The sequence below is a fragment of the Clostridia bacterium genome (genome assembly GCA_016887505.1).
Taxonomy (GTDB): Bacteria; Bacillota; TC1; order TC1; family UBA5767; genus UBA5767.
Window position 1 is genome coordinate 1170389 of the sequence record CP069393.1, and the last position, 24472, is coordinate 1194860.

A 24472-nucleotide genomic window follows, 5' to 3' on the forward strand; every position below is an offset into this window, starting at 1 on the left:
ATTCTCTTTCTTCCTTCTAGTATACTATATTCTAATGTGTAAAATATATAAGAAGGTCCCAAGTAGTTTCACTTGAGACCTTCCACTGAATTTGCTAAAAACTAGTTACAATAGAGACTAGCTTTATCTCCCCTTCTTCAGAATAAACAAATATCTTGTCATCCTTTCTCAACTTATCAAAAGTTGTACGAATCGGATCAGTTAGTCTTGCATCCACTACAAATGCCTCTTGACCAATGTCATACACCATACCTCCTACCGTTACGGTATTTCTGGTCGCATTGTAGGCGCTCGTACCTAAAACCCCTTTCAAAACTACCACACTTTGTATCTTTACTACGTCTCCACTTCCAACGACTTCGACTATTGTTCCTTTTGGATACTTCGGCGTTGCCCCATCATGCTGTAATTCCTGAAAACCAGTGGAGCTGGTAATCGCCACATAATCATTTTTACCTACCTTCCACGAAGCATCGAAAACAGCATAGTCTGTAGCTAGAGACATTTCTGGTTCCTCAAATACTAAGTATGTTAAATCTTGTTCAGAATTTGAATATGCATAGGCTGATACCTTTTCATTATTCCTATTTTCAGATATCGCTTCAACCTTCTCCCAAGTCATTATTTCTGCATCCTTGAAATCCTTGTCGCCATTGGGATCGGCATTCATGATTACGGTATCTGCCGTTGCATAAAACTTACTTCCTGAAATATTCTGTATTCTGTTGTAATTCTGGGTATAAGTATTATCGACATAGACAGGCATGATACTAAATTCTTCAGTGTATGCCATAAAAGAATTAATCTTTCCAGAGGAATCAAGACCATAGCTTACTAGCGTCCCTGGGTCGAAAGCATCATAGACATCACTGGGATTGAACGATCCTTTGGCTTCTGCAAAGTAATAGGTTGTGTGGACACCACTTTCTGTAAACAGATCTATTCTATACACATTCTTGCCCCACTCAATAGCTGTTTTTCCAGAATGAACGACAAGTGCCACGCCTTCATTTTGTGATTCAATATCTCCGGAGATTGCGAACAGGTTTCCATCACCATTTAAGTATGCAGTAACTTCTTTGTTTGAAAATGCAGCCACATCACCATTTTTTTCGGAAAAATGCTGACCATTGTTTTTAGACTGATAGACTGCGTCAAAGTAATATTTGGAATCACCAATACGGATATAGTTGTTATTAACAAATCTATCCGCTATTCCTAGCACCACATTCCTATTGGTATATATGGCGTAATCATCTTTGGATGTGCGGTCATATTCATTCCAAGAAAGAATGTCATATTTGTTTAAATCTAAGTAATAGGATGCAACACCGTGATATCTAAATTGATCATCTTTTAGGTCAATGACAAGCTCATCTTCTGTACTGAAAAATTTGATGGTAAGATCCCTTTCTCCAATCCGAACGCTTTTCACCAATCCCTCATTCATCTCAGCATAATTAACCAGTTTTGCATAAACTACATTTTTGTTATTTTCCAATATATATTGGACCATGGTGTCTTTCCCAGTCGGCACCTCTCTAAGCTCATCATTGATGATACAGATTGCATCATTAGAAAGCTCATATTTTTTATCACCTGAATCAAAACTTCTGTTATTGTTCAGGTCAAGGTACATAGTAGAGCCTTCAAATTTTAATAATTTTGCAGTACTCACTTTGACAGAATCCTTTATAGCAAAAATCTCATTGCTTTTATTTAGATAGAAAGTTGATGGAATACCAATATATGGATAGATATCAAAACCCAATGCTACACTATACTTTCTACCGTCAGCAACTACTTCTCTCTTCGTGTCACTTAGGTCACTTCCAACCATCATATACCCATCTGTAATTGTAATCTCTTCCGTAATACCACTCGTTAAGCCATTGATCGGTTTTGTTTTCGTTGCATCATCGACAAATGAAAAACTATTAGCATTCCATATCACATAATCCGAGTAGCATGCCGCTTCAGCAATAACAAATACATCGCCTCGTGGTGCAGCTGCTCTCGGGGCAAAAGCTACAACATCATCCGTTATGTCTAACTTGGCTGCTTGAACTAGATAATTACTTGGCCAAACTCCTGGTAAAGTTCCTTTGCCATAGCCCAACAGATTTAGAATCATAGTTATCGCTTCGGAATACGAAACTTCATCATTCGGTCTAAATGTACCATCTGGATACCCTACAACCCATTTTTGCTGAACAGCAAGATTGATATATCCCGTATACCAAACATTACTTTTTACATCGCTGAATTTGGTCGCCGCATCATTCAAGAATGTGGCTGATTTATCCATATTTCCGATTTTGGCAAGCACAACAGTCATTTCAGCACGAGTTATTGTGTGGTCAATACCAAGTGATCCATCTGTGTAGCCTACAATAACACCGATATCTTTTAATATGGTGCCTGCTCTTTGGGCCTCAATACTTGCGGCAAGCGAAGGACTAGCAAAGCTAAATAATAATGAAAATAGTACTGTAATCGCAATCAATTTGATTTGTACTTTCATCTTCCTTCTCCCTTCTTCTAAATGGTAACAGGCAAATTAGTATCAGCTGGGTCTCTATTAGTTCGGCACAATTAAGCCTTCACCTTTAAATCAACTTAATATATGTTTTCACAAATAAACGCATGCTCACCATTGTTACTCAAAACAGACATTGGAGCATTTCTCACAACCTATGAATGATTTATCGTTCTGATTAGTGCATTTTTTTTACCTATTCCGAGCAAATTGAATAGATTCCCTCATTCATTAGGCTCCCTACAAAAAAAATCTCATAACAAGTATGAGATTGGATATCCAAAATATTCCATTCGTAAAAAACATGAGCAGCTCATCCAATGAAAACACCCATACTCCTGATTTGTAGGCACCAATATTACAAAATTGGACTAGCTAGCCTTCATTATGGCTCCTGCCAAGAAAAATCTCATAGCAAAATGAAAGCTTCCGGTGATAATCCAGCTCTACTAAATCAGTTGGTTTTACACGCCCATCTGACTTTTCAAAATAGGCCAAACCTACGTACTTTAACATATTATAAACAAATTGGGAGCAAAACATAATATTGGGTTTAAGAGATGTTCTAAAGACCAAGCCCAACATATTATAAGCACTTCCATTTTTATTAATTTCCCGCACCTTGCTAACCAGTAGTTCTTTTTGTTCACGACTAGCATCAAGCTGGTAAACGATCAGCGAAGAATCGGATTTCTTGTTAAAGAACTCAATCATCTCCTGGTTGAGACCTGGTGGATATAATTTCTCGCCTCCATTATAACTGATGACCGTTTTGAGTTCCCGGTCAAAAGATAAGGAAGCATGGTTGTATTGCTTTCTAGTAAATACCGAAATTATCTCACTAGCAGCGCTACCCGTATTGGACACAACTATGTATAAATGAGGATCAGTAATACTTTCCATGGCTTTGTCAAAATAAGCTTCTGTTAATGTCCCATCATTAATGTACTGCGCAGAATTATGTCTTGGCAAGTCAGTAGCAATTTCCACTAAACGCTCCGCGGTTACGGTCTGCCGCAGTTGCCCCAATCCTTCCATCCTACCCTGCATTAGACCTGCTGCTTCTTTCAGCTGACCGAAACTCATCGTATTTAAGTCTTGGACTGACGGCAAATAGAATTCTGTAAATTTCTTCACCGTCACCACATGTTCTAAGAGATACGGTAAGGAAAGGATAAATACTCCAGCAGCATTGCGCAACAAATATAGTGGATAAACATCTTGTGCACTACTCATATAACTTGCATAAAAAATACTTTGCGCAATAAGCATTAAAACATGAAGAAATATCAAAAAGAAGCGGAAACGCTTCTTTGATTGAATTTTTATAGCTCTTAGAAACATCACCCAAAACATGAGCTGGGAAGCCATGATAAAAAGAGGAAAATCCCCATATATCAATAATATTAGAATCAATAATATCCTACTAACCCTAACAATCACTCTATATTGTCCAACATCAGTCATAGTGTCTTCCTCTTTGTTATTTCCAATTCGCTTACTAAGCAAACGCAACTCTTAGGGCTCCATTCGAAGCTTATTTCTGAAGAGTTTTGAGATAATCATCGTTTTTGTTTAAACTTAATCTTTGTCCAACCAATCAATGGTCTCTTGGTCCAATTCCAAGTCAATGCTACTTAATGAATCCAATAAATGCTCCATCTTAAGATTACCAATCAAGGCAAAACCTTTCACAGGATTAGAGGTAATATATGCAATCGCCAGAGCAGCAGGTGTGCAACCATATTTTTCGCATAAGACTCTTACCTTTTCAGTCTTTCGGATATTGCGTTCATTTAAAAACATTCTTGCCCTAAAAGATAGCTCCGACTCACCACTTTTCAGGTATTTGGAGAAAAATCCGACTGCCTGCGTTGAATAAGCCATAACTGGAATTTCTGATTCACGATAACCAGCATATTCGTTTGGATCCATACAATAACATGTATCATCTAGCAGATCCTCTTTGTTGAAATGAGCCATATTCCATTGAATCTGTGAAACAGTAAATGGTGTTTTGCCATTTCTTATAGCATACTCGTTGGCTTCTTTGATTCTAGCGAGTGACCAATTCGAAGCCCCCAAGGCTCTAGCTAAGCCCCTTTGTACAAACTCATCCAATGTATCCATAATCTCGGATACCGGTACTGTTGGATCATCCCTATGTAAAAAATAAACATCTACCCTGTCCATATCTAAGACTGCAAGCGAGGTACTGATATCGTACTCAAGACAATCCCAGGACAAGCGTGACTTGTGAAGGTCCCTACTTTCAGGATGTCCGCCCTTGGTAACAATGACCATCTCATCACGCACACCTCTTGCCTTAATCCATTTCCCAACAGCCAACTCACTTTTAGAAGATCCATACGGAATATAGGAGGCATATACTCTTGCTGTATCGATGGCTCGTCCGCCCAATTCATAATACTTGTCCATAATCTCAAAAGACTGTTCTATGCTAATTTCAGAACCATAATTACTAGCACCCAATACAATCTTCGACATTTCAATATTGCCATCTATCGCTTGTATTTTCTCCGTTTTCATATCTACCTCCTACAATACTCTATGTACACTACCAAAACTATTTATTTGCTTCGATTCCGTATCGCAGAGCATACCTAGTATAAAAGAAATTGGAATCATGCAAGTGCATGGATACCATTTCGGCATGCGGATGATTTACAGAAGTAAAGGCCTTTTTATCACTGCCAATACTGGTTGCTTGTCCACCAACAAAAACACACGAAGTGTCAATGAATATTTCATCTAGAAGGCTTTCCGTCATCAACTGATGGCAATAAGCCGGTGATTCCACCAAAACCTTCTCCATCCCCATTGCACTAAGAATTTTCAACAGTTCGTTTGCATCTGTCATAGAACCAGAGCCTGTTATGGTCACAGCAATCTTTCCTGGATTGTCCTTCAATAAATCTTCAATTATCCTATAATCTGTTTCATTTTTCGCAGTCGGTAATAAGAAGAAATCTCTCTTTATTTCTTGCTTTAAATTGAGATATCCCGCCGGAGAAGTCGCAATTAATATGGGAACCTCCTCATAGGAAAAAACTGGATTCGCAAAGGGAATATTCTTGCCAGACCTAGTTACAACCACCGTCCAGGGGGCAATTGGTTTACCTGCCTTTCGTCGAGCCTCAATGATATCTCGGTCATAGGCACTACCTGAATAATCTGGTTCCTTAATAAGGGTACCTGCCCCAATAATAATCCCGTCACAGTTTCCTCTAAGCATATTCAGAATCCAAAAATCCGCAAAAGCACCTACCGGATCCAGATAATTATTCTTTGCAATAAGCGGTCCTACCTCATTGTCTTCAAAAGCAATTTTCCCATCGATTGACATGACGTAGGAGGCATAGGTTATCGGTCTGTCCTCAGGCTTTTGTCTAAATTTCAGTTCTCCATATACTGCTTCGATCTTAGGGCAAGGAAAGCTAGGATGAATATATCCCAACTCTTCTGTGCGATCTAATATACAATCCAATTTTATCTTCTTTGCATCAAAAACTACTTCTGGCAATGCCATTTAGTGCGCCTCCTTGAACTATTAACATCATATTCATCATTTTTCTATCTTGGTTTAGATTATACCATAGTCACCTCTAGAATGTATATACGTCTACCCCGCTTAAACGTCTATCAGATGGTGCCGGAACAACAGTTTTCTTCCAATATTTCTTCTACTATCTACCCACTTGGTCTCGCCAATCAAGTTTGCTTATGTCCTAATCTTCCTCTTATCTGTCAAAATTTTGCAGACTAGTCTAGTATAATTTCCTTGTTTTTTCCACCATCGCTGTATCGCACATAGGTCAAGTATGTTGCTACCTTTAGCAAGATTCTAATAATTCCTCCTAAAAACCAACCCGCAAAAAAGAAGACCATCGGTCCAAGGATCATAGAAAAATATCCAATCAGAAAAAAGGAAAGCAAGCTGATTAAAAATACCGGTTGCATATGATTTTTAGCCAATCTTAAGCTAGCTTTAATACCCTCAAACGTTCCGAGGTCATCTTCGACGATTGCAGTAGTCCACGTAAGAAATAGGGCACCAAGAAACGTTGCAAGGAAAAGACTACCCCAACCTCCAGTAGGTATAGCAATCAAAATGAAATACAATAATCCTGCCAAAAACCAGATAGGCGTAGAAAGTAGGACTAGCAAATGAATTATCAGTTTTCCGCTAAACACCTTCCCCATGTATACCCGTATTCCACCTATAAAGTGCTTTTTACTAGGTTTAATCCCTTGAATCGCTGTTTTGATTAAGCTAATACTCCCTACCTCAATCATACTCCATAACACCAAATATACGATATATACTAAGACAATTGAGAAACCGATTGGCCTAAAGGTACCCAATAGACTTCGAACGAACACGTCAAAAGTCTTAGCATGAAAGAGGCCACGGAAAGTACCACTAGCAAGACTCGTTACTAGGCCTATCACCATAAGGATTCCTAGAACAATATGCATAGCCAGCCGCAAAAATACAGGTACGAATACAGCCTTATATTGGTGGCAGGTGAGCAATGATTGCTTAAAGTCGTCCATAAGATTATCGAACCACATATTCAGTACCTCCATCCCCAACTAAACCTTCTTCTTGATTTTCACTATACATAATAAAAATACACAAACTGAAAAATACTTGGAAAACCATTCGAATCAAAGATGAAACAATAACAGCCACGCTGATAACTGGAAGCAGAATATAAAAAGCCATCTTCAAATACGGCAATATTTCACGGTACAAATAGCCGAAAGAAATATTGTTGCCCATCGGTTTGAGATGATTTTTTGCAGATGAAAAGTTTGAGCTGCTCGATCCACCACTTTTTCCACCCAACAACTGGGTAAAAGCACTTTGAATCATAATCAGTACACTCAATGGTAGAAACTGTTTTCTTGCAAACGATATACTATTGCGCAATCCTTCCATAACCCTTGAATCATTCATCACAATATCGACTTTCCACATAGCCGTGAAAATCGTAAAAAGCAGGGGCACTAGGATAAACCCTATCAGTAGGGTTACAATCCCAATAAATATAAATGGGATTAGTAGTACCAACCAAGCTGCAATCATCAGTAGGTTTGCGAGCAAAAAGCGAATAAAGTATTTTCGCACACCCTCAAAAAAGGATCCCTCCGCCAGTGTCCCGGTAACGATACAGGACTTGTACATGTTATATAATCCAGCCTCGACAATAAGCTCTGCGATACTTAGTAACAAGATAATTAGACCGATCCAAAAAACAATTCCTTGTACAAATTCCCAGGGGTTGATATCTCGAAAGCTATTGTCTCCTGCAAAAATCATCACTTTGTATAGCATCAAGCCTGTAATTATAAAGAATGTTGCTTTCATTAAAATCAGAACAATTTGAGGTTTATACAAACCTCGATTTTCCTTGTTCACGTGAAATGCATCCTTCATATAATCAAAGATACGTGCAATTCCTTCCATACGAATACCTCCTTCACAATCTTATCCTTGTTCCATTTTCATCACAATGGGCCAATACTTTTTATGGCCAGCACTCTAGCTAGTCCACAACTTCTCTTAATTATATCACGTTCAAATCAAATCTTAATTCTTAGCATGCAAATCATAATATAAGATTATATCCACCTGCCAATCATTCATAAAGATATTGCGAAGTGGATACCCTTTCTCTCTCCTAGCAATCGCTATTTCAAGCCCTTATCCTACTGGTCTTTCATTGACAAGGATATTATTTGGATGTAGCATTTTCATATAATTATACTAAATATAGAACTTGCCCTTTTTGTGTTTACTTCAACGGTATGCACACCAGGCTGCATCATCATTCTTTCACGCATATAAAATAATCAAAAAGGATTAACATGATAAAAAGATTCTGCAAATGTAAATGGTCCGGTACCTAAGTTTCTCTCTTTTGTTGGTACGCACTTAACTACTGTGATAATAAAAAGGAGAAACACATGAAACAATTTGACGCCTTTCTAAAAAATATGGATCTAGACTATCTTAGCCAAGGCAAATACAAAATTTCCTTTCCGGAATACATAGAACTTAAAAACAATGACAACGCAATCTTACTAGATGTTCGGACGCATGAGGAAAATGCTTGGGTTTCCTTTAATTTTGCTAAGCATATTCCATTAAATGAACTACCCGATAGAATTGCAGAACTGCCCAAGGATAAAATCATCGCAATATTTTGTTGCACTGCTACTAGGGCCACTATTGCCTATAGCTATCTAAGCATATTGGGTTATGATGCTAGGATCCTACCTGAACACATTGGAGATTTAGCCAGCCATATTAAAGCGGGATTTGTTGCAAAAAATCCCCTGTCTTAGGCTGGAAGGCAAGATATGATTTCAATGATTGTAATGAGCCTAATTATCCTTGTAATCGCCATCTCCATGTCAATGGTAGGAAAAGGTGGGGGAAATTTCTATGTACTTTCCATGGTTCTGGCAGGAGCTTCTATGCAAGAAGCCGCCACCACTTCCCAGCTCATCATGATGATGACATCCATTACCTCAATGTTAGTATTCCATAAGAGCAAAAAAGTGGATTGGAAGCTAGCCTTGGTCATCGACCCACCAACAGACATTATGGCATTTGTCGGCGGTTATTTTGCAGGAAATATGGACGGCTCGACCTTAAAAATCATGTTTGCAATCTTGCTTATTGTTATCTCTTTTTTCATGTTCTTTAATGTAAACAAAAAAGCAGTATGTATGGAGAAAACAGCTGAAACAAGATTTGGGTTTTGGCATAGGTCATTCGGAGGTTATTCCTATACGGTAAATCTATGGATAACTTTACCTCTAACTGCTTTGGTTGGATTTTTTGCTGGAGCCGTTGGAATTTCTGGGGGCGCCTTTAAGATTCCTCTTATGGTGATTCTATGCGGGATTCCGATGGAAATAGCGATAGGTACTTCTGCTGCCATGGTTGCTGCAACAGCCTTAATGGGATTTCTAGGTCACAGTGTTAGTGGCAGTATCAATTTCTTATACACCATTCCATTGGCGATCATGGCAGTTCTAGGCGGTCTAATCGGTAGCCGCTATGCGGTTCACAGCAAACCCAAACATCTCCAAAAGATTTTTGCTGTCACCAACCTAGTCGCTGCGTTGGTCATGATCTTTAGTATTCTATTGAAATAGAATACTGAAATACGCAGAATAAAATCCAATCTCTTATACTTCAAAAGTATACAATATTTTCAAACATAGAAGCCTAGAACCATCGGAATTTTTCCAACAGTTCTAGGCTTCAATCTTTCATCTGGTATTTTAGTCTATCTTATCCATTTTCCGTTCCCGGAATTCACGCTTTAATTGCCCAGCGCATCTTTGTCGAACGAGCACGATTATTAATTTTACATTCTTCTGCTGACGGTCTAATAATGCTAGACGATATTTCCTGGTAAATGCCCTCTCTATAGAAACGTTTAAAAGATTTTTTAACCAACCGATCTTCTCCTGAATGAAATGAAAGAATCGCTACCCGTCCGCCCTTCGAAAGGACCGTCGGTAACTTTTCTAAAAATTCATACAGCACTTCATACTCATTGTTTACATCGATTCGCAAGGCTTGAAAAGACCTTGCACAAGATTTGCGTATTTCTTCCTTCCGCGTATCCTTTGGGATAAAATTTAATGCCTTTTCAATAACTTTTTGCAATTGTAACGTGGTACTTATGCTTCCATTTTTTTTAATTTCTACAATAATTGCATGCGCAATTTCTTTTGCATAAGGTTCATCTGCATTCTCCAGCAGCATGCCTTCCAATTCATCTTCTTCCATTTCTACCAGTCGTTCGGCAGCTGATATTCCTTTATTGGGATCTAATCTTAAATCCAAGGGACCTTCTTTCTTATATGAAAAGCCTCGTTCGGGATTGTCTATTTGCATTGAAGAAACCCCTAGGTCTGCCAAAACAAAATCCAAGGGTCCCGATTCCTCATAAAGCTTGTCGATAGCCGAAAAATTCATTTGCCTGATTGTCAAAATTTCGGGTCCATACCCTAGTTTTGCCAAGCGTTCCCTAGTGCGTGGCAGTTCTATAGGGTCTACATCGAGTGCAAATAAATGTCCCTTGAAATCCAAACACTTGAGCATTTCCTTAGAATGCCCTCCATATCCAAGCGTCGCATCCAAGCCGGTTTGTCCTGGTTTAATTTGTAAAAATTCTAGTATTTCTTTCACACAAATCGATAAATGCATCCCTGCCGGTGTACTTCCTTTTTGAATCACCTTGGTCACAGTTTCTGCATACTTTTCCGGTTGCAGCTCTTTATATTTTTCTTTATAGCTTTTAGGATGCGTGCCCTTATACCGAACTCTTCTTTTGTGTTTTTTCCCACTATTCTCCATTGTGTTGTCCCCTTCGTATATCTACTTGCTAATTTTTCTTGAACAGAACCTTTAATTTATGCAAATACTTCTTTCAGCACTTCACTCGTTAATTCTCCAAATAAGGGGCCATTATTGAATTGATGAAAACGCATACCTCCATTGCATAGATTTACTTCTATTAGTATGGGTTCTCCATCCTTGCCCACAGCGATATCCCAATATATAAGCCTAAAATGTGCAAATTTTTCCTGCTCTCTGATAATCAATTCTTTAATCCTATCATAAGATGGTACGGTTGTGCCCTTAAATTCAAACCCTTGTGGGTGCTTATTATATGGTTTTCCATATAAGGAGTAGCCAATATCCTTTAATTGTCCATTTTCTTTGATACCACACATAATTCCACCAGCAGATAGGTTATCTACTTGATTGCCGTCAATGCCCATTCTTAATATTGAAGACAGAAGATGTACCTTTCCTTTGAAAAGCAAGGATATACTCCGGATTGTATTTACAGAGGAAGGATGGATTCTACTCAAATCATCATGTTGTTGAATAATTTCCTGTACAACCAAGTTTTGATTTCCTTCAAAAATTAATTTAGTTATGCCTTCTTCTCCCTGTCCTCTGTTTAGAAAAGTAATTCCTGTACTTCTCCCCATACCAACCGACGGCTTAATAATCAATTGGGGTTGTTCCAGACATAAACGAATAACCTCGTTCTTATCAATGATTGTGTAATTTTCGTTATAATAAATTCCGTTTATCCTTCGCACAACAACCTTGGCTCTTTTTGTGTTTGGAAACCAAAGGTCATAGTAGTTTTTCTCGTCAACACCAATACTCATTTTCCGATTGTTGAAGTGCTTATCAATATTCGAATAATACAAATCATCCGGTATAAACCGAACGTCAGATAAACCAAACTGGGAATAATAGAAGCGATGCCAATCCGTATTGAAGCCTGAAGAATAAGTTTTCCAATACTCTTGAATCTCTCTTTTGTAGTCCATCGGCAATTCGCTCATATTTGAAGTATAGCTGTGTTTTAACTTCCAGTTATTATTGTATCGTTCCATATGATCCATTGCACTGTCACCAATGCTGGTTAGACCCAATATAGAGTTCTTCACCATGCTTCTAAGTTTATTCACTTGACTTTCTCCCCTACTTTCTCGATGTGCGAATATCCTGCATGTCCACATCTCCGAGACAGCCTTTATGATACGTCTCGTTGTTCATAATTCTAAAGGACCTGTAGACCTGCTCAACTAAAATCACTCTCATAAGTTGATGAGGAAAAGTCATCGGTGAAAATGACAAAAGAAACTTGCAACGTTTTTTCACAGAATCACTAAGGCCCAGGGAGCCGCCAATAATCCAAGTAATATGGCTTGTGCCACTCACCGTTAGCGAAGATAGTTTGTTGGATAGTTGTGCACTACTTAGCATCTTTCCCTCTATAGCTAGGGCAATTGGATAAGATGAGCTAGGAATTTTTGATAGAATTTTCTCGCCTTCCTTTTGTTTAACAGCCAACATCTGGGCGTTACTCATGCTCTCCGGACATTTTTCATCCGGTATCTCTATCAAGTCTATTTTGGCGTAGCGGGTCAAACGCTTCAGATATTCTTTAACCGCTTCCCTGTAAAAACGTTCCTTGACTCGCCCAACTGTAATAATTGTCATGCGCATGACTTTACTCCTTCTCCCTCTTTTTCTCAATATATGTAAAGTTTTCATTTATATCATTTCAGAAATCAGCCAAAAATAAAGGGAGCTAGAACTACACTAACTCCCCCAAACGTACTATTTTCCCTCTGCCTTCTTATCTCTAGCATCAATTCTTTCTTTATAATTAAAGAAAGAGGTAATCAACAATTTCAATAAAATATAGGCTGGTACAGCAATCAAACCACCCATAAGACCAAACAAAGACGTAATACCAATCACGATAATGATTACCGTTAGCGGGTGAATTGGCAATCTAGTACTCATAATTCTAGGGCGAATCAAGGAACCTTCAATGTTCTGAGTTACCACCATAACAATGAGTACCTTCACCACCATCCAAATATCCGTCGTAAGGGCAATAAATAATGCTGGTATAATGCCAAGAGCCGGTCCGATAAAGGGAATAATACTAGTTACCATAGCAAAGATAGCCAAAAATACCTTGGTCGGCATATCGATTATGGCATAGCCAATAAACATCAATACTCCAATGACTACCGCTACTAGCATCTGTCCCGTTATATAGCTAGAGACAGACTTATCTGCTTCAACTAGATAAGCATGAATTTTAACTTCATACTTGTTGGGAAACATGCCGATAAAATCTCCAATGATTTTTCTATCATCTTTTAGGAAGTATACCATAAAGATGGGAATCATTATTATCTGGTATCCTACACTGGCCACCGAACTGACTATACCCACGATATTAAGTGTTAGAGAATTAATCCAATCAAACAAATCTTGTTGTATTTCGAGCAATTTCTCATCAATCTGTGCATTGTCAATAAACGGAATATTCCAATTACTAGGGTCTAGGGGCTGGAAAGTTTTTCCTTCCATCCAAATCATAAAATCATCGAAAGCTCTGACTGACTCGTTGACTACTGTAGTGGTGGTATAAAAGATAATTCCAGAAAAAACCACAATCAAGAGCACGACCACTACTATCATAGCCACACTGCTATTCAAGAGTTTCATATGCCCCAGTTTGCGGTATAGCGGCCGGAATATATAATAGAATACTGCTGCAAACACAACCGGAGTGATAAAAATTTTGAATGCATTGTATATGGGTTCAATCGCAAAATTAATTTGCTTCAAAAGCCAAATAATGACTAGAAGCAAGATTGTGCTCATCCCCACCTTGAAATACCTACTATTAAAAAATTCCATGCTGACCTCTTTTCAAATATGATTGCAATACCATATATCCATTATAGCATTTCAAACTCAAGAAGCGAAAAAAGCAGGATTGGGTATCACTTCCATGATATTCTTTTATTCCTGATACGCATCCTCTAGAAATAGGGTTAACAATTAAGACAATAGATTTATGGCTAGTCTAGCATAAATTCTAGCACAACTTACTAGCTGGTCTACAGAAACAAACTCCGTTGAAGCATGAGCCTGTGCTATGTCCCCAGGACCAAACACGACCGTTTTCGTACCCAGACGCGCCAAATGTGCCCCATCAGTCCAATAATCAACTCCGCCCACAGAAGCTTTTTCACCTGTATGAGATTCTATTTCCTCAGCCAAGGCACTAATAAGTTCATTGGCCACTCCTGATTCAAGAGCAGATCTTCCTTGCGTTTCCGGTTCTTCTTCTATGATGAAAGCTGAGCCTGGATAGTCGTCCGCTACTTTCTGAATTGTGTTTCTTATTTCCTCAATAGCACTCTGTACACTTTCACCAGGTATCAAGCGTCGATCCATGGAGAACCAACATTCATCCGGCACTGTATTGTTCTGTAATCCGCCCTGTATGCGCCCAATACTTAAAGTAGGTGCCGATACATATGGATGAGAACGCTTTGATAAAACTGGTATCAGCTCATCTTCTAAGGCCACAATCATACGAGAAGCAATCGAAACAGAATTGACACCATTTTGGGGTTTGCTTGCATGGCAAGACTTGCCCTTCACCCGTACTTTTAACCAACTCATGCCCTTATGAAAACCAGCCACCTTGAGGCTGGTAGCTTCTCCAACCACTGCATAGTCATACAATTCGCCTCGTTCCACCAATTTCTTAGCTCCTTCAGAATTATTGGGGGATTCTTCACCTACTACACCTGCATAGTAAAGGCTTCCCTTTAACTCTATCCCGGAGCGCTTAATTGCGATTAGAGCCATCAGCATGGCAGCATTTCCACCCTTCATATCCGCTGAGCCTCTTCCCCATAATAATCCATCTTTCAAATCAGCAGCAAATGGTTCATGATCCATTCCGTCTGGTAGTACTGTATCAATATGACCACAAAACAGCAATTTTTTGGTGCTTGTATCAGTACCTGGGATACAAGCGTAAACATTTGACCTAGCATCAAATACCGTTTCAGTTTCCGAACAAATTCCTTCTTCGGTTAGGCGCTTTTGAATATGCTCTGCTACCTGAGTTTCCCCACCTTCCACCTTATAATGACTGGGTATGGAAACCAATTCTCTGGTGAGTGAAACCACTTCATCTTTTTCTATATGCTGTAATACCTGTTGTTTTTTATTACTACTCATGTCTATTCTCCTATCCTTAATCTCAATACCGAATACCTTTATATCATCTTTGTCATTATAGCAGAGATAGGACTATGAAGGTAACCTTTTCCCAATAGAGCTAGAGGTTTACTTTGATTGACAAAGGATTTCGTTTTGTGTAATATTGAATGGAATAATGTGATAATTGGAGGTATTTCCTTGAAAATACAAGCATTGAAGATTGATGATCTTATCGCATCCATTCCCATCATCCAAGGAGGTATGGGCATAGGTGTTTCCGGGTCATCACTCGCTGCTGCAGTCGCCAATGAAGGTGGCATCGGCATAATATCCGGAGTACAAATCGGTTATAGAGAGCCAGATTTCCTCACCAATACGGTAGAAGCCAATAGGCGAGCCCTACGAAAAGAAATACAAAAGGCTAGAGAACTCAGTCCTCATGGCATCATCGGTGTAAACTTTATGGTAGCTATGAAGAACTACAAAGAAATGGTACGGGTTGCTGTCGAGGAGAAAATCGATTTAATCGTATCTGGCGCAGGACTTCCTTTGGACTTACCCACATATGTAGAAAATTCCAAGACCAAACTGTTGCCCATTGTTTCTTCTGCCAAAGCAGCTAATATAATCATCAAACGTTGGTTGCGCCAAGGTAAAGTACCCGATGCTATTGTAGTTGAGGGGCCATTGGCTGGTGGACACCTAGGCTTCAAAAATGAAAACATTCAAAAGGCTGAATATACACTAGAGCATTTACTGGAAGAAGTACTGTCACTACTTGAGAAGCTAAATAAAAATATTCCGGTCATTGCAGCTGGTGGCATAGCAAGTGGTCATGATATCGCCAAGTTACTCAATTTGGGTGCAAGTGGTGTTCAAATTGGGTCACTATTCGTAACCACAGAAGAATGTGATGCTTCGCTTGCCTTCAAACAGGCTTATGTAAATGCCAAGGAACAAGATATCCAAATCATCAAAAGTCCCGTTGGACTTCCAGGAAGAGCCATCCGCAATTCTTTTGTGGAACGCATAGAAAAAGACAATCTTCCTGTAAAGAAATGTTTTCGCTGTCTGGAAACATGCAATCCTGCAGATACGCCCTATTGTATTTCACAGGCATTGATTGATGCCGTTGAAACAGGAGAAGGTTTGATCTTTTCTGGCGGAAAAGCCTATCTGAATCAAAAAATCACTACTGTAAAAGAAGTCATCAACCGGTTAATCTCTGAATTAAATAAATACTAAGCCAATTGAAAGAAGCCCTATGTGGGCTTCTTTTGATTGGTAGAGTAGCAGATATTTTCTCCAATAGAATCCGTGACCTACATCATCCTAAAGATAGACTTGTCATTCCATACATTTCTGGAATATTGTCAACATTGAGCGTGGCAAATTGGCTTTACTTTTTCTTGTACCAATCCAAGAAAGGGCATTCTAGCATTGACTGAATTACGACTAAAGGTTGCACTCTTAAACACATGACATCCTGTTTTGTTTGTTTTCTCTTTCTTTTCAGTTTATACTATCTGTATAAGTAGTACAAAACACAGCTATGGAGGTAAGAAAATGGACAAATATGTATGCACAGTATGTGGTTATGTTTATGACCCTGCAGTAGGTGACCCTGATGCAGGTATTGCACCTGGAACATCATTCGCTGACCTGCCTGAAGATTGGGAATGCCCAGACTGCGGTGTGGGGAAAGATGACTTTGAAAAGCAAGCATAAGCTAACTTAGAAGTCACCGTATCATTTCTAATGATTACGTAACTTACATTCAAAGCCCCTATCCTTGGATAGGGGCTTTGTTTACTCCTCTTCAGAGTTATTGAATAATGCAATAATCAGGTATTCCACTATTGTTCATGGCATTTATATGTATATACTGTCACATCAAAAAAGATCCCGCTTCACCAATAGGTAGCGCGAGATCTTTTTTCTTCCAGTTCTATATATAATCTTTTTCTTTTAAAATTACTTTGGCCTTTTCTAAGTCTTCTTCTGCCATCATCACAATTGGGCCAGTACATCCCATGCCACTAGAAGCATAGATTCCAGCTTTCCAAAGTTCATGCACTGCATCTTCTAAATCCAAGATTTCAATACCTGGGATATCTGCAGTACAAGTTTTTTCAGGTGGGCAAACTATTTCTTCAGTAGCTTTTTCTGTCTTTTTACTAGCCGTAAGATCAGCCAATAGCTTATCTAAGCCTGCTTTTCTAGCCGATGCAAACTCTGCATCCACCTTCTTGAGCAATTGTCCTTGCGCACAACTACCCATATAGCGGATAGCACCAGCGATAACAGGGGCTCCTGATGCGCGAGAAATGATACCTATAATGCGGTCATATCCCTCACCTACACCTGGGCCATATCCAAATCCTGATGCTTCATAGCTACCACCCGTCGTATATGCAGAGAACATTTTCATCATCACGTTACCTGTTAGTGAATCCATCACCATGATATCAGGAACTCCTTGTAACAAATCATTGCCTCTCATCACCACACCACCATCAGCTCGTGCTGATTCAGTAAAGGTAATCGGATAGCCAGCTTCCTTCAGTTTTGTTAAAGCCTTTTCAACTTGTCTTGCACCTTCAATATTTAGAATACCTACAGTAGGTTCCATCTTGCCACAAGCTTTGGCTACCGCATTAGAGAAGATTGCATTTTTAATCATTGCAACCACTCTATTGGTGTCAGATGTTCCAGTAGTAGTACCCATGAGCATTTCTTTTCCCTTTGCAGGTGTAATCACACGGCCAACCGTAGATACCCCAATCGGGAAGCTATAATGCATTGTTACCGCTGAATCCAAACGTCCATCAAGCAGCATTTCATCCATTTTTTTATGAGCATCCTCATCATCAGCTGCTTCAACTAGTTCCAAATCAGTCGTAACGCCGTTGCCGATAACGACTACTTCTAGGTCAGCATTCTGCGATTGCGCTAGCTCTGCACCCCGCACGAGTTCCTCAGGACCGTGCTCGCTGCCCAAAATAGTCAGTCCGACTCTGGTTTTTTTACCGAAAGATCCTGTTTCAAGTGCTACCGCAATCTCTTCAAAGGTCTCTTTTAAGGTTTGTTTAACCATATTTTCCATGTTGTCACCTCCTTGACTCTAGACAGATTTCCTAGTCTAATGAAATAGATGCAGCAAAGTTTCTCATAGACTCAGCTACCATCTTTCTCACTTCTTCCTTGTCGAAACTACTAGCTTCTTCGACTACACCGGGGTTCTTCTCTACCAAGTAGGATACACCATCAAATAGGTTGGTCAAACGACCCAAGAATAAGGATCCTTTACCGATGATCATAGCTCTTTCGATTTCGCCACTTTCAATCATATCCTTTGCGAAACCAAGGAAGGGTACGCCAGATGGAATATGTCCTTGTGTCGGAGCAAATCCAGGCATTCCTTTACTTTTAACTACGTCCATAATTTCCTTGCGGTCGAATTCGCCTCTTTTTACACCTATAGCAGCAATCATCTTGTAATTGGCTTCCGGTACATCGCCTGCACCAGCCGGTTTGGTAATTTCAGGATTCTGCATCTCAGGAGCGAACTTATCAATATCTTTTAAGCTCATACCTGCACGGTCTAGGGGATCCGTTACAATAGCAGAGATAACAGCCTGTGGTGAAGAGCCTGAACCGATGGTATGTCTTCCGATAACATCAGTACGGATAATAGGACTTACGCCATCATTTTCAGATACTATAAAGGCAAATCCACCCAAAACATCCTCAAGCACGGGAACACCTTTTTCAATATGAGATTTAGAATTCATGCCAAGCTTTGCTGTGCATCCGCCAGCTACTACTAGAACATTTTTGTAAATACCAGATTGAACTAGAGCAGCAGCTTCCACAGAGGCATGTGCTGGAGCAGCACAGAAGGAACGTGTGTCAGAACCTGTTGCATTGATCAGATTACATGCTTCTCCGATGGATTTTGCAATATTGCCGCCACCACGTTGGTTCATATCGCCACAAGCCTCTTCAGAGCACTCAACGATGTATTCAATATCTTCAGGATTAATATCTAATCTATCCAATAGATCCATAACAGTAGCTACAGAAGTTGCCTTACCAGCCAAGTTTTCAAACATAACATGAGCCGTAAGAGCTTGGTCAAACTCATGTGCACGTTTTACGCAACCAACAATTTTGCCTTCAAAATATAATGCTTCACCATGTTTTTCAATGGCTGCATTTATTTCTTCTTCCGTAGCACCTTCTTTTTCGATGCTGGCAACATTTTTGATCTTAGCAAATTTTGGATTGGCCATAAGTTTCTTAGCTACTTTTTTCTGAAAACTATCCTCAAGGATGACCAAGTCGAAAATATCTACAACTTTCATCAATCCAAGTGTTTCATCTTCCGTATAAATCGATCCAAATTTACCGTCTCTAGAAGCGTCCTTAATCTGATTGTCATACCAAGGAGTAGCCATTTCGTTCAGTTCACCAGGGGTCTTGTTGCCAATATATACTTGGTTGGCAGGATACTCAACTACATCTTGAAAGCTTCTTAATACCTTTGGTAGAGCTTTTAGATGTTCTGAATCAGGGTTAAGTCTTTTCTCCGATGTCTGTGTCGTTCCTTGATGGATGACCATTTCAGGTGTATGGAACAAGCTATATGCTGCTCCTTTAATCACTGGAAAATTCATTTTTTCACCTCCATAAAATGAAGGGGACAAACTGAAATCAGCTGTCCCCCATCAATTGCAGTTGTTAATTTTTTTGATTAGTCATTGAAAACAGTTTGTCCATCTACTTCTGTTTCAAGAGCACGAAGTGCTTTTTTAACCAAGCGTCTTCTTAACTCTTTCTCATCCTTCTTACTCAGTGTAGGATCACCAAGTGGGTGAGGGATGGCAATAGTAGGAACGATTCTGTTAGCTCCAACTGTCAATGAAATTGGTACTACAGTACACATGTGTACTACAGGGAATCCATTACTTTCAATTTCTTTTACCATCGTTGCGCCGCAACGTGTGCAGGTTCCTCAGGTAGAAGTCAAAATAACAGCGTCCACATTGTCTTCTTTTAGGTATTTTACAATTTCTGCAGCATACGCTTTAGAATTAGCAACGGAAGTTCCGTTACCTACTGTAGCATACCAATAGTTATGAAGTGAACCGATTTCTCCAGCTGCTTCCATTTCTCTCAAAACATCGACTGGAATAACGCGGTCCAAATCTTCATTTGCATAGCAAGGGTCATATCCACCGTGAGCAGTTTCACCGTTTGTTTCATTCAAATCAGTGATACCCTCTAGGCTGTAACGGCCAAATTTAGATGCTGATGAAGATTCAATATGGTCAGGATTGCCTTTAGGCACAGGACCACCAGATGAAACAATAGCAATCTTAGCTTTGGTGATATCTTTGACTGCTGGTTGTGGCTCTACGCGGTCGAATACTGGCATAGGATACTCACTTACGAACTCTTTGCCATTCAGTTTGTCAACTAGCATGGAAACAGCACGTTTAGCGCCTCTTTCTTCCATGAAAGCATTGACACGAACGCCACGCTCTAAGTAACCTTCTTCTTCACCAGTTCCAATTGCTTCGCCTCTAGCTAGTTTCAAAGCTAGTGGTGCAATTTTAGCAAGAGCATCTTTCATACCTACTGCACTGTTTCTGGTTTCGATCATGTATGTATATTTTTTAAACATGTCGGCGCCAGGATTCTCGGTATACATACCGGAAACAGTTGGTACACCCAACTCTTCACTGACTGCTTTCGCTACAGCACCTGCTGCTACGCCATAACGTCCGGCGTTAAAAGCAGGGCCAGTGACTACTACATCCGGCTCATGTTTCTTGATTAGCTCAAGAACAGTAGCGGTTGCTTCATCAATGTTTTCGCCAAAATAGGAATCACCACAAACTACGGTGGCAACGATTTCTGCTTCATCACCGAACAATTGTTTCAGACCCATACCTGGACCTTTTACGCCCTCAAATTCCATGGGAGCGACATCGGCTTTATCTTCACCACCAATACCAGCGTAGAACTGGTTGATGTAATGAACGACTTTAATTTTTCCCACTGTTTTCCCCCCTTTTCTGGGTATTCTTTTACTACTATCTCAATACAGATACAGCTTCAATAAGAGCGTCCATATCTAGGACCATCTCCATCATGCTTATTTGCTCATCATAGATGTCTGCATCGATTTCATCTTTAAGTTCAAAAATATGGAATGCTTTGAGTCCCAACGGAACTCCTGCCAACGGACCTGCATAAGTCGGATCTCCAGCTGATACAGTTTCAGCGGCTAGAGCAGAAGCTTCTGCTTCTCCACCACCTAAAACTACAATCAGATCTTCGTTTCCGTACTCATCAGCCAAATCTTTAATTCTGGCTTGGTTTTCTAAGTCCATTGCGCCTGCGCTTGTTCAGACGAAGCATTCAGTTGTAGAAAATACAACTTCTGCGCCGGCTGACTTGACACATTCAGCAATCGCATCACCCGGAATACCATCACGGTCTCCGAGGATGGCTACTTTTTTGCCATTCAACATAACATTTTCCTCCTCAATTTTTTGGTTTTAATTTTTGTTTCTTCTTAATTGTCTTAATAAGTTTTAGCGGACAGATAACCGAAGCCCAACTCATTGGTTGCGCCAGTAATTACCTGAATTTCAGCTGTTATACTACCGTCTGATGCCAAAGAACCATCAGCACCACCAGCGATTACATCCGCTACTTCTGGGTAACCAATTACAGTGCTCATTGGGGGCAAAGTAATCAGTTGGTTAGCATTACCACCAGTTACGACTGCATCTCCTACTGGAGTAGAGTCAGCCAATGACTGGGATCCACCATCTTGACCGGCATATTCGTCGGTAATCAAAACAGTTTTAATGCCCTTCTTGGTGATTTTGTTACAGTTCATTACTAAGTCAGCATCCGGGTTACCGAAACCTTCTTCAGAAATGATTACTGCATCAACGCCCAAGTATTCAATCAATTTAGCCGTCATATTGGAAGAACGCTCTTTGTCTGCCAATGTCACGTTTTCATTGGTGATTACGCAACCCATGAAGTTGATGTCCTTGCCATGTCTAGCATAAAGCTCTTCAATGACTGGACTATTCATGTGAACATAACTTGGGTTTTTGTCGCAAGCGGATACGCAGTTACCACTCGCAATTGCACCGTCAAATACTTCTGTGGGATACATGAATGTTGGAACAATCTTCTTGACATCAACACCATAAAAATAGGTGTCGTGCAACAGTCCTTGAGACTGCAACATATACACATATGCTACTTTAGGTAGTGCAGGGAATTCAGCAGCTTGCTCGATTAGAGGTTTCGTTTCATAAACCTTAACCTCGTCGGGCTCTACTTCTTTACCCAGTGTACCTAGATAAGTACCTGCTCTGAAACCAGCCATTCTGACTACAGCTTCATGCTGGTGCTGATCCAAACCTTCAATAGGTTCAACCTTGACAACTACGTTTAGTGTCTTCGAAAATGGCGTATATTCAGCTCCGGGGCCACTCATGTCAATAATGCCTTCCTGGAATCCCACAATTCTTCCTGTGGTCACCAGTGCTGCACCCTTAAGAACATGAGTTCTGCCGTTACCAACTTGCTCAACGCCGCTTATGAAACCAGGTAAGATGCCACCGTCTCCTTCGACTTTCACTCTAGGCTCAAGTACGTCTTTGACCGGGATTATCCTTGTTTCCTCACCTGGTTTTGCTAAGTATACGTCCACAGATGCGATGCGATCGTCGTCTCCAGTCACCTCAATCAACTCTTCTTTGTTGACAAAAAGCACACCGTTTTCAACTTTTGCTACATCACCGAACTGTACATCTTTGATAAAAATATTACCTACTTCTAAACGCAAAACCATTCACCTCCTTATATTTGCTTTGCAGCTTAACGCTGCTATATATAATCAGAAACCTCTGTCTCTAATCATCAAAATTATTATATCCCCTACGGGATTTTCTACACTAACTCATAAATAGAGGCGTTTAAACCTTCCACGCCTGAATTCAAGAGGGAAACATCAATCGTCTGAAAATCATCCATGATTCTTTCAGGATCAGGCCATTTGTGTTTCTTTTCCTCAAATTTATTAGTCGTTGTAATCGCATTATCAATCAAGTGCAAGGACTGCATATCCAGTTCCCCCGCTTCAACGGTCATCAATATCGACTTATATTTGGTTTCCTTTGGCTTGACGCTCCCCGATAAAGGATGGGTTATGAGCTTATGCCCTTTGTGAATCAAATCCCTAGCTTCCTTTATCACATCAATAAATTCGCCATCAATGAAATGTGCTCCAGGATATTGTTTCTTTGCTTTTGGGTTGTTCGTTAAAACAAATACTTTTGTCCGCATATCTCTCCATTGCCGCCCAACTTGTGAAATCTAGAACTTGTAGGGCCAAAATTTTTACTAGATTCTTTTCAGGCACCTGTTTCGTAGTCCCAAAAAACTTTTGCTATGGACGATAAAGAAATTTTATCTTATTTATCTTTACCCTTGTGAAAAAAATCCTTTTCGAGATTATACTATCACCTAGTACCTTACTTGTAAACCCTAAATTTAAGCTTTTTCCCTAGTTATCATGAGAAACTACGAATAAAATAGATACCTTTTATCAGGCACCTCCCGAATTCTTAATTTCCCTCCTTATTACGCGAGATTGCTAGCTATTTTACCTATTTCGTTACTTTCTTTTTGGAAAATTAACCCTATTCTCCTCATGACGTTTCAAACGCCCAATATTACTGCGGTGGGTGTAGAAAACGAAAATGGCTACAGCCCATATTGAATACAAAATCAACCCCTCGTATCCAAACAAGGTTGCACAAATTCCCGCCGTAAGTGCTGCAGACATGGAAGACAAAGAAACATAGCGTCCTAACAGCAATACCACAACAAAAACTGCCATAGCAATTAAAACAACCTTTGGCATAATGAAAAGGAAAGCCCCAGCTCCTGTTGCCACCCCTTTTCCACCTTGAAAATGGGTATACACAGGATAAACGTGCCCCACTACAGCTACTACGCCTGCCAGCAATGCTACATTCGGTCCTCCCAATAGGTAACCGATATAAGCACTTAAAAATCCCTTGCTCATATCCCCGACTAGCACCAGAATGCCTATTTTTACCCCTAGAGTCCGCATGGTATTGGTTGTACCTAAATTACCCGATCCATGTTCTCTTATATCGACATTTCTTAGGCCTTTGCCGATTACCAATGCAAACGGAATGGCACCCAGCAGGTAGCCCACAATTAGTGCTATAAAGATATTCATACTA

22 protein-coding genes are annotated in these 24472 nt (G+C 39.8%); 4 read left to right on the forward strand and 18 right to left on the reverse strand.

The annotated features are described in order from the left end of the window. Positions 1-94: 94 nt before the first annotated feature. From JR334_05805 to JR334_05830, 6 genes are all read right to left on the reverse strand, one after another. Positions 95-2524, reverse strand: coding sequence for an S-layer homology domain-containing protein (locus JR334_05805; protein QRN86716.1), 2430 nt, complete (start codon positions 2522-2524; stop codon positions 95-97). 390 nt (positions 2525-2914) lie between these two features. Further along, a complete protein-coding gene (locus JR334_05810) occupies positions 2915-3775 on the reverse strand; it encodes a hypothetical protein (GenBank protein QRN86717.1) in 861 nt (286 codons plus the stop codon). A 345-nt stretch (positions 3776-4120) separates the two neighbouring features. Continuing rightward, a complete protein-coding gene (locus JR334_05815; GenBank protein QRN86718.1) occupies positions 4121-5089 on the reverse strand; it encodes an aldo/keto reductase in 969 nt (322 codons plus the stop codon). Between the two features lie 37 nt (positions 5090-5126). Next, entirely contained in the window at positions 5127-6089 is a 963-nt protein-coding gene (locus JR334_05820) for a dihydrofolate reductase family protein (GenBank protein ID QRN86719.1), read from the reverse strand. Positions 6090-6322: 233 nt separating this feature from the next. After that, the gene (locus JR334_05825) at positions 6323-7135 is read right to left on the reverse strand and encodes a hypothetical protein (GenBank protein QRN86720.1); all 813 of its coding nucleotides are present in this window, start codon (positions 7133-7135) and stop codon (positions 6323-6325) included. Next, the gene (locus tag JR334_05830; GenBank protein ID QRN86721.1) at positions 7122-8033 is read right to left on the reverse strand and encodes a hypothetical protein; all 912 of its coding nucleotides are present in this window, start codon (positions 8031-8033) and stop codon (positions 7122-7124) included. The genes JR334_05825 and JR334_05830 overlap by 14 nt, the downstream gene beginning before the upstream one ends. 500 nt (positions 8034-8533) lie before the next feature. On the opposite strand from JR334_05830, the gene JR334_05835 reads away from it, so the two are divergent. Together JR334_05835 and JR334_05840 are read left to right on the forward strand one after the other, a co-directional pair. Further along, a complete protein-coding gene (locus JR334_05835; GenBank protein QRN86722.1) occupies positions 8534-8914 on the forward strand; it encodes a rhodanese-like domain-containing protein in 381 nt (126 codons plus the stop codon). 15 nt (positions 8915-8929) lie between these two features. Continuing rightward, a complete protein-coding gene (locus JR334_05840; GenBank protein ID QRN86723.1) occupies positions 8930-9733 on the forward strand; it encodes a sulfite exporter TauE/SafE family protein in 804 nt (267 codons plus the stop codon). A 163-nt stretch (positions 9734-9896) separates the two neighbouring features. On the opposite strand, the gene rsmH is transcribed toward JR334_05840, so the two are convergent. The 5 genes from rsmH to JR334_05865 form a co-directional block, all read right to left on the reverse strand. Next, on the reverse strand, positions 9897-10946 hold the full coding sequence (gene rsmH, locus JR334_05845; protein QRN86724.1) for a 16S rRNA (cytosine(1402)-N(4))-methyltransferase RsmH: 1050 nt from the start codon (positions 10944-10946) through the stop codon (positions 9897-9899). Positions 10947-11002: 56 nt separating this feature from the next. Further along, positions 11003-12082, reverse strand: coding sequence for a hypothetical protein (locus JR334_05850; protein QRN86725.1), 1080 nt, complete (start codon positions 12080-12082; stop codon positions 11003-11005). 13 nt (positions 12083-12095) lie between these two features. Then, the gene (gene rlmH / locus JR334_05855) at positions 12096-12623 is read right to left on the reverse strand and encodes a 23S rRNA (pseudouridine(1915)-N(3))-methyltransferase RlmH (protein ID QRN86726.1); all 528 of its coding nucleotides are present in this window, start codon (positions 12621-12623) and stop codon (positions 12096-12098) included. 114 nt (positions 12624-12737) lie between these two features. Further along, positions 12738-13838, reverse strand: coding sequence for an AI-2E family transporter (locus JR334_05860; GenBank protein ID QRN86727.1), 1101 nt, complete (start codon positions 13836-13838; stop codon positions 12738-12740). 144 nt (positions 13839-13982) lie between these two features. Further along, on the reverse strand, positions 13983-15179 hold the full coding sequence (locus tag JR334_05865; GenBank protein ID QRN86728.1) for a M20 family metallopeptidase: 1197 nt from the start codon (positions 15177-15179) through the stop codon (positions 13983-13985). Positions 15180-15359: 180 nt separating this feature from the next. Here JR334_05865 and JR334_05870 point away from each other — a divergent pair, with 180 nt between their 5' ends. Both JR334_05870 and JR334_05875 read left to right on the forward strand, forming a co-directional pair. Beyond that, positions 15360-16406: a nitronate monooxygenase gene (locus JR334_05870; GenBank protein QRN86729.1), complete on the forward strand. Its 1047-nt coding sequence runs from the start codon at positions 15360-15362 to the stop codon at positions 16404-16406. Between the two features lie 321 nt (positions 16407-16727). After that, positions 16728-16889, forward strand: coding sequence for a rubredoxin (locus JR334_05875; protein QRN86730.1), 162 nt, complete (start codon positions 16728-16730; stop codon positions 16887-16889). A 220-nt stretch (positions 16890-17109) separates the two neighbouring features. Here the strand turns inward: JR334_05875 and JR334_05880 are convergent, their stop codons facing one another. The 7 genes from JR334_05880 to plsY form a co-directional block, all read right to left on the reverse strand. Next, positions 17110-18267, reverse strand: a complete 1158-nt coding sequence (locus JR334_05880) for a glycine reductase (protein ID QRN86731.1) — start codon at positions 18265-18267, stop codon at positions 17110-17112. A 31-nt stretch (positions 18268-18298) separates the two neighbouring features. Next, on the reverse strand, positions 18299-19840 hold the full coding sequence (locus JR334_05885) for a glycine reductase (protein ID QRN86732.1): 1542 nt from the start codon (positions 19838-19840) through the stop codon (positions 18299-18301). A 77-nt stretch (positions 19841-19917) separates the two neighbouring features. Beyond that, entirely contained in the window at positions 19918-21228 is a 1311-nt protein-coding gene (grdB, locus tag JR334_05890) for a glycine reductase complex selenoprotein B (protein QRN86733.1), read from the reverse strand. 34 nt (positions 21229-21262) lie between these two features. After that, positions 21263-21703 carry a glycine/sarcosine/betaine reductase complex selenoprotein A gene (locus JR334_05895; protein ID QRN86734.1) on the reverse strand — a complete coding sequence of 147 codons (441 nt, stop codon included), beginning with the start codon at positions 21701-21703 and terminating at the stop codon, positions 21263-21265. Positions 21704-21756: 53 nt separating this feature from the next. Next, positions 21757-23043 (reverse strand): glycine/sarcosine/betaine reductase component B subunit, encoded by a 1287-nt coding sequence (locus tag JR334_05900; protein ID QRN86868.1) that lies wholly within the window; start codon positions 23041-23043, stop codon positions 21757-21759. Positions 23044-23147: 104 nt separating this feature from the next. Next, the gene (locus JR334_05905) at positions 23148-23543 is read right to left on the reverse strand and encodes a GrdX family protein (protein ID QRN86735.1); all 396 of its coding nucleotides are present in this window, start codon (positions 23541-23543) and stop codon (positions 23148-23150) included. Positions 23544-23874: 331 nt separating this feature from the next. After that, positions 23875-24468, reverse strand: a complete 594-nt coding sequence (gene plsY / locus JR334_05910) for a glycerol-3-phosphate 1-O-acyltransferase PlsY (GenBank protein ID QRN86736.1) — start codon at positions 24466-24468, stop codon at positions 23875-23877. Between the last annotated feature and the right edge of the window lie 4 nt (positions 24469-24472).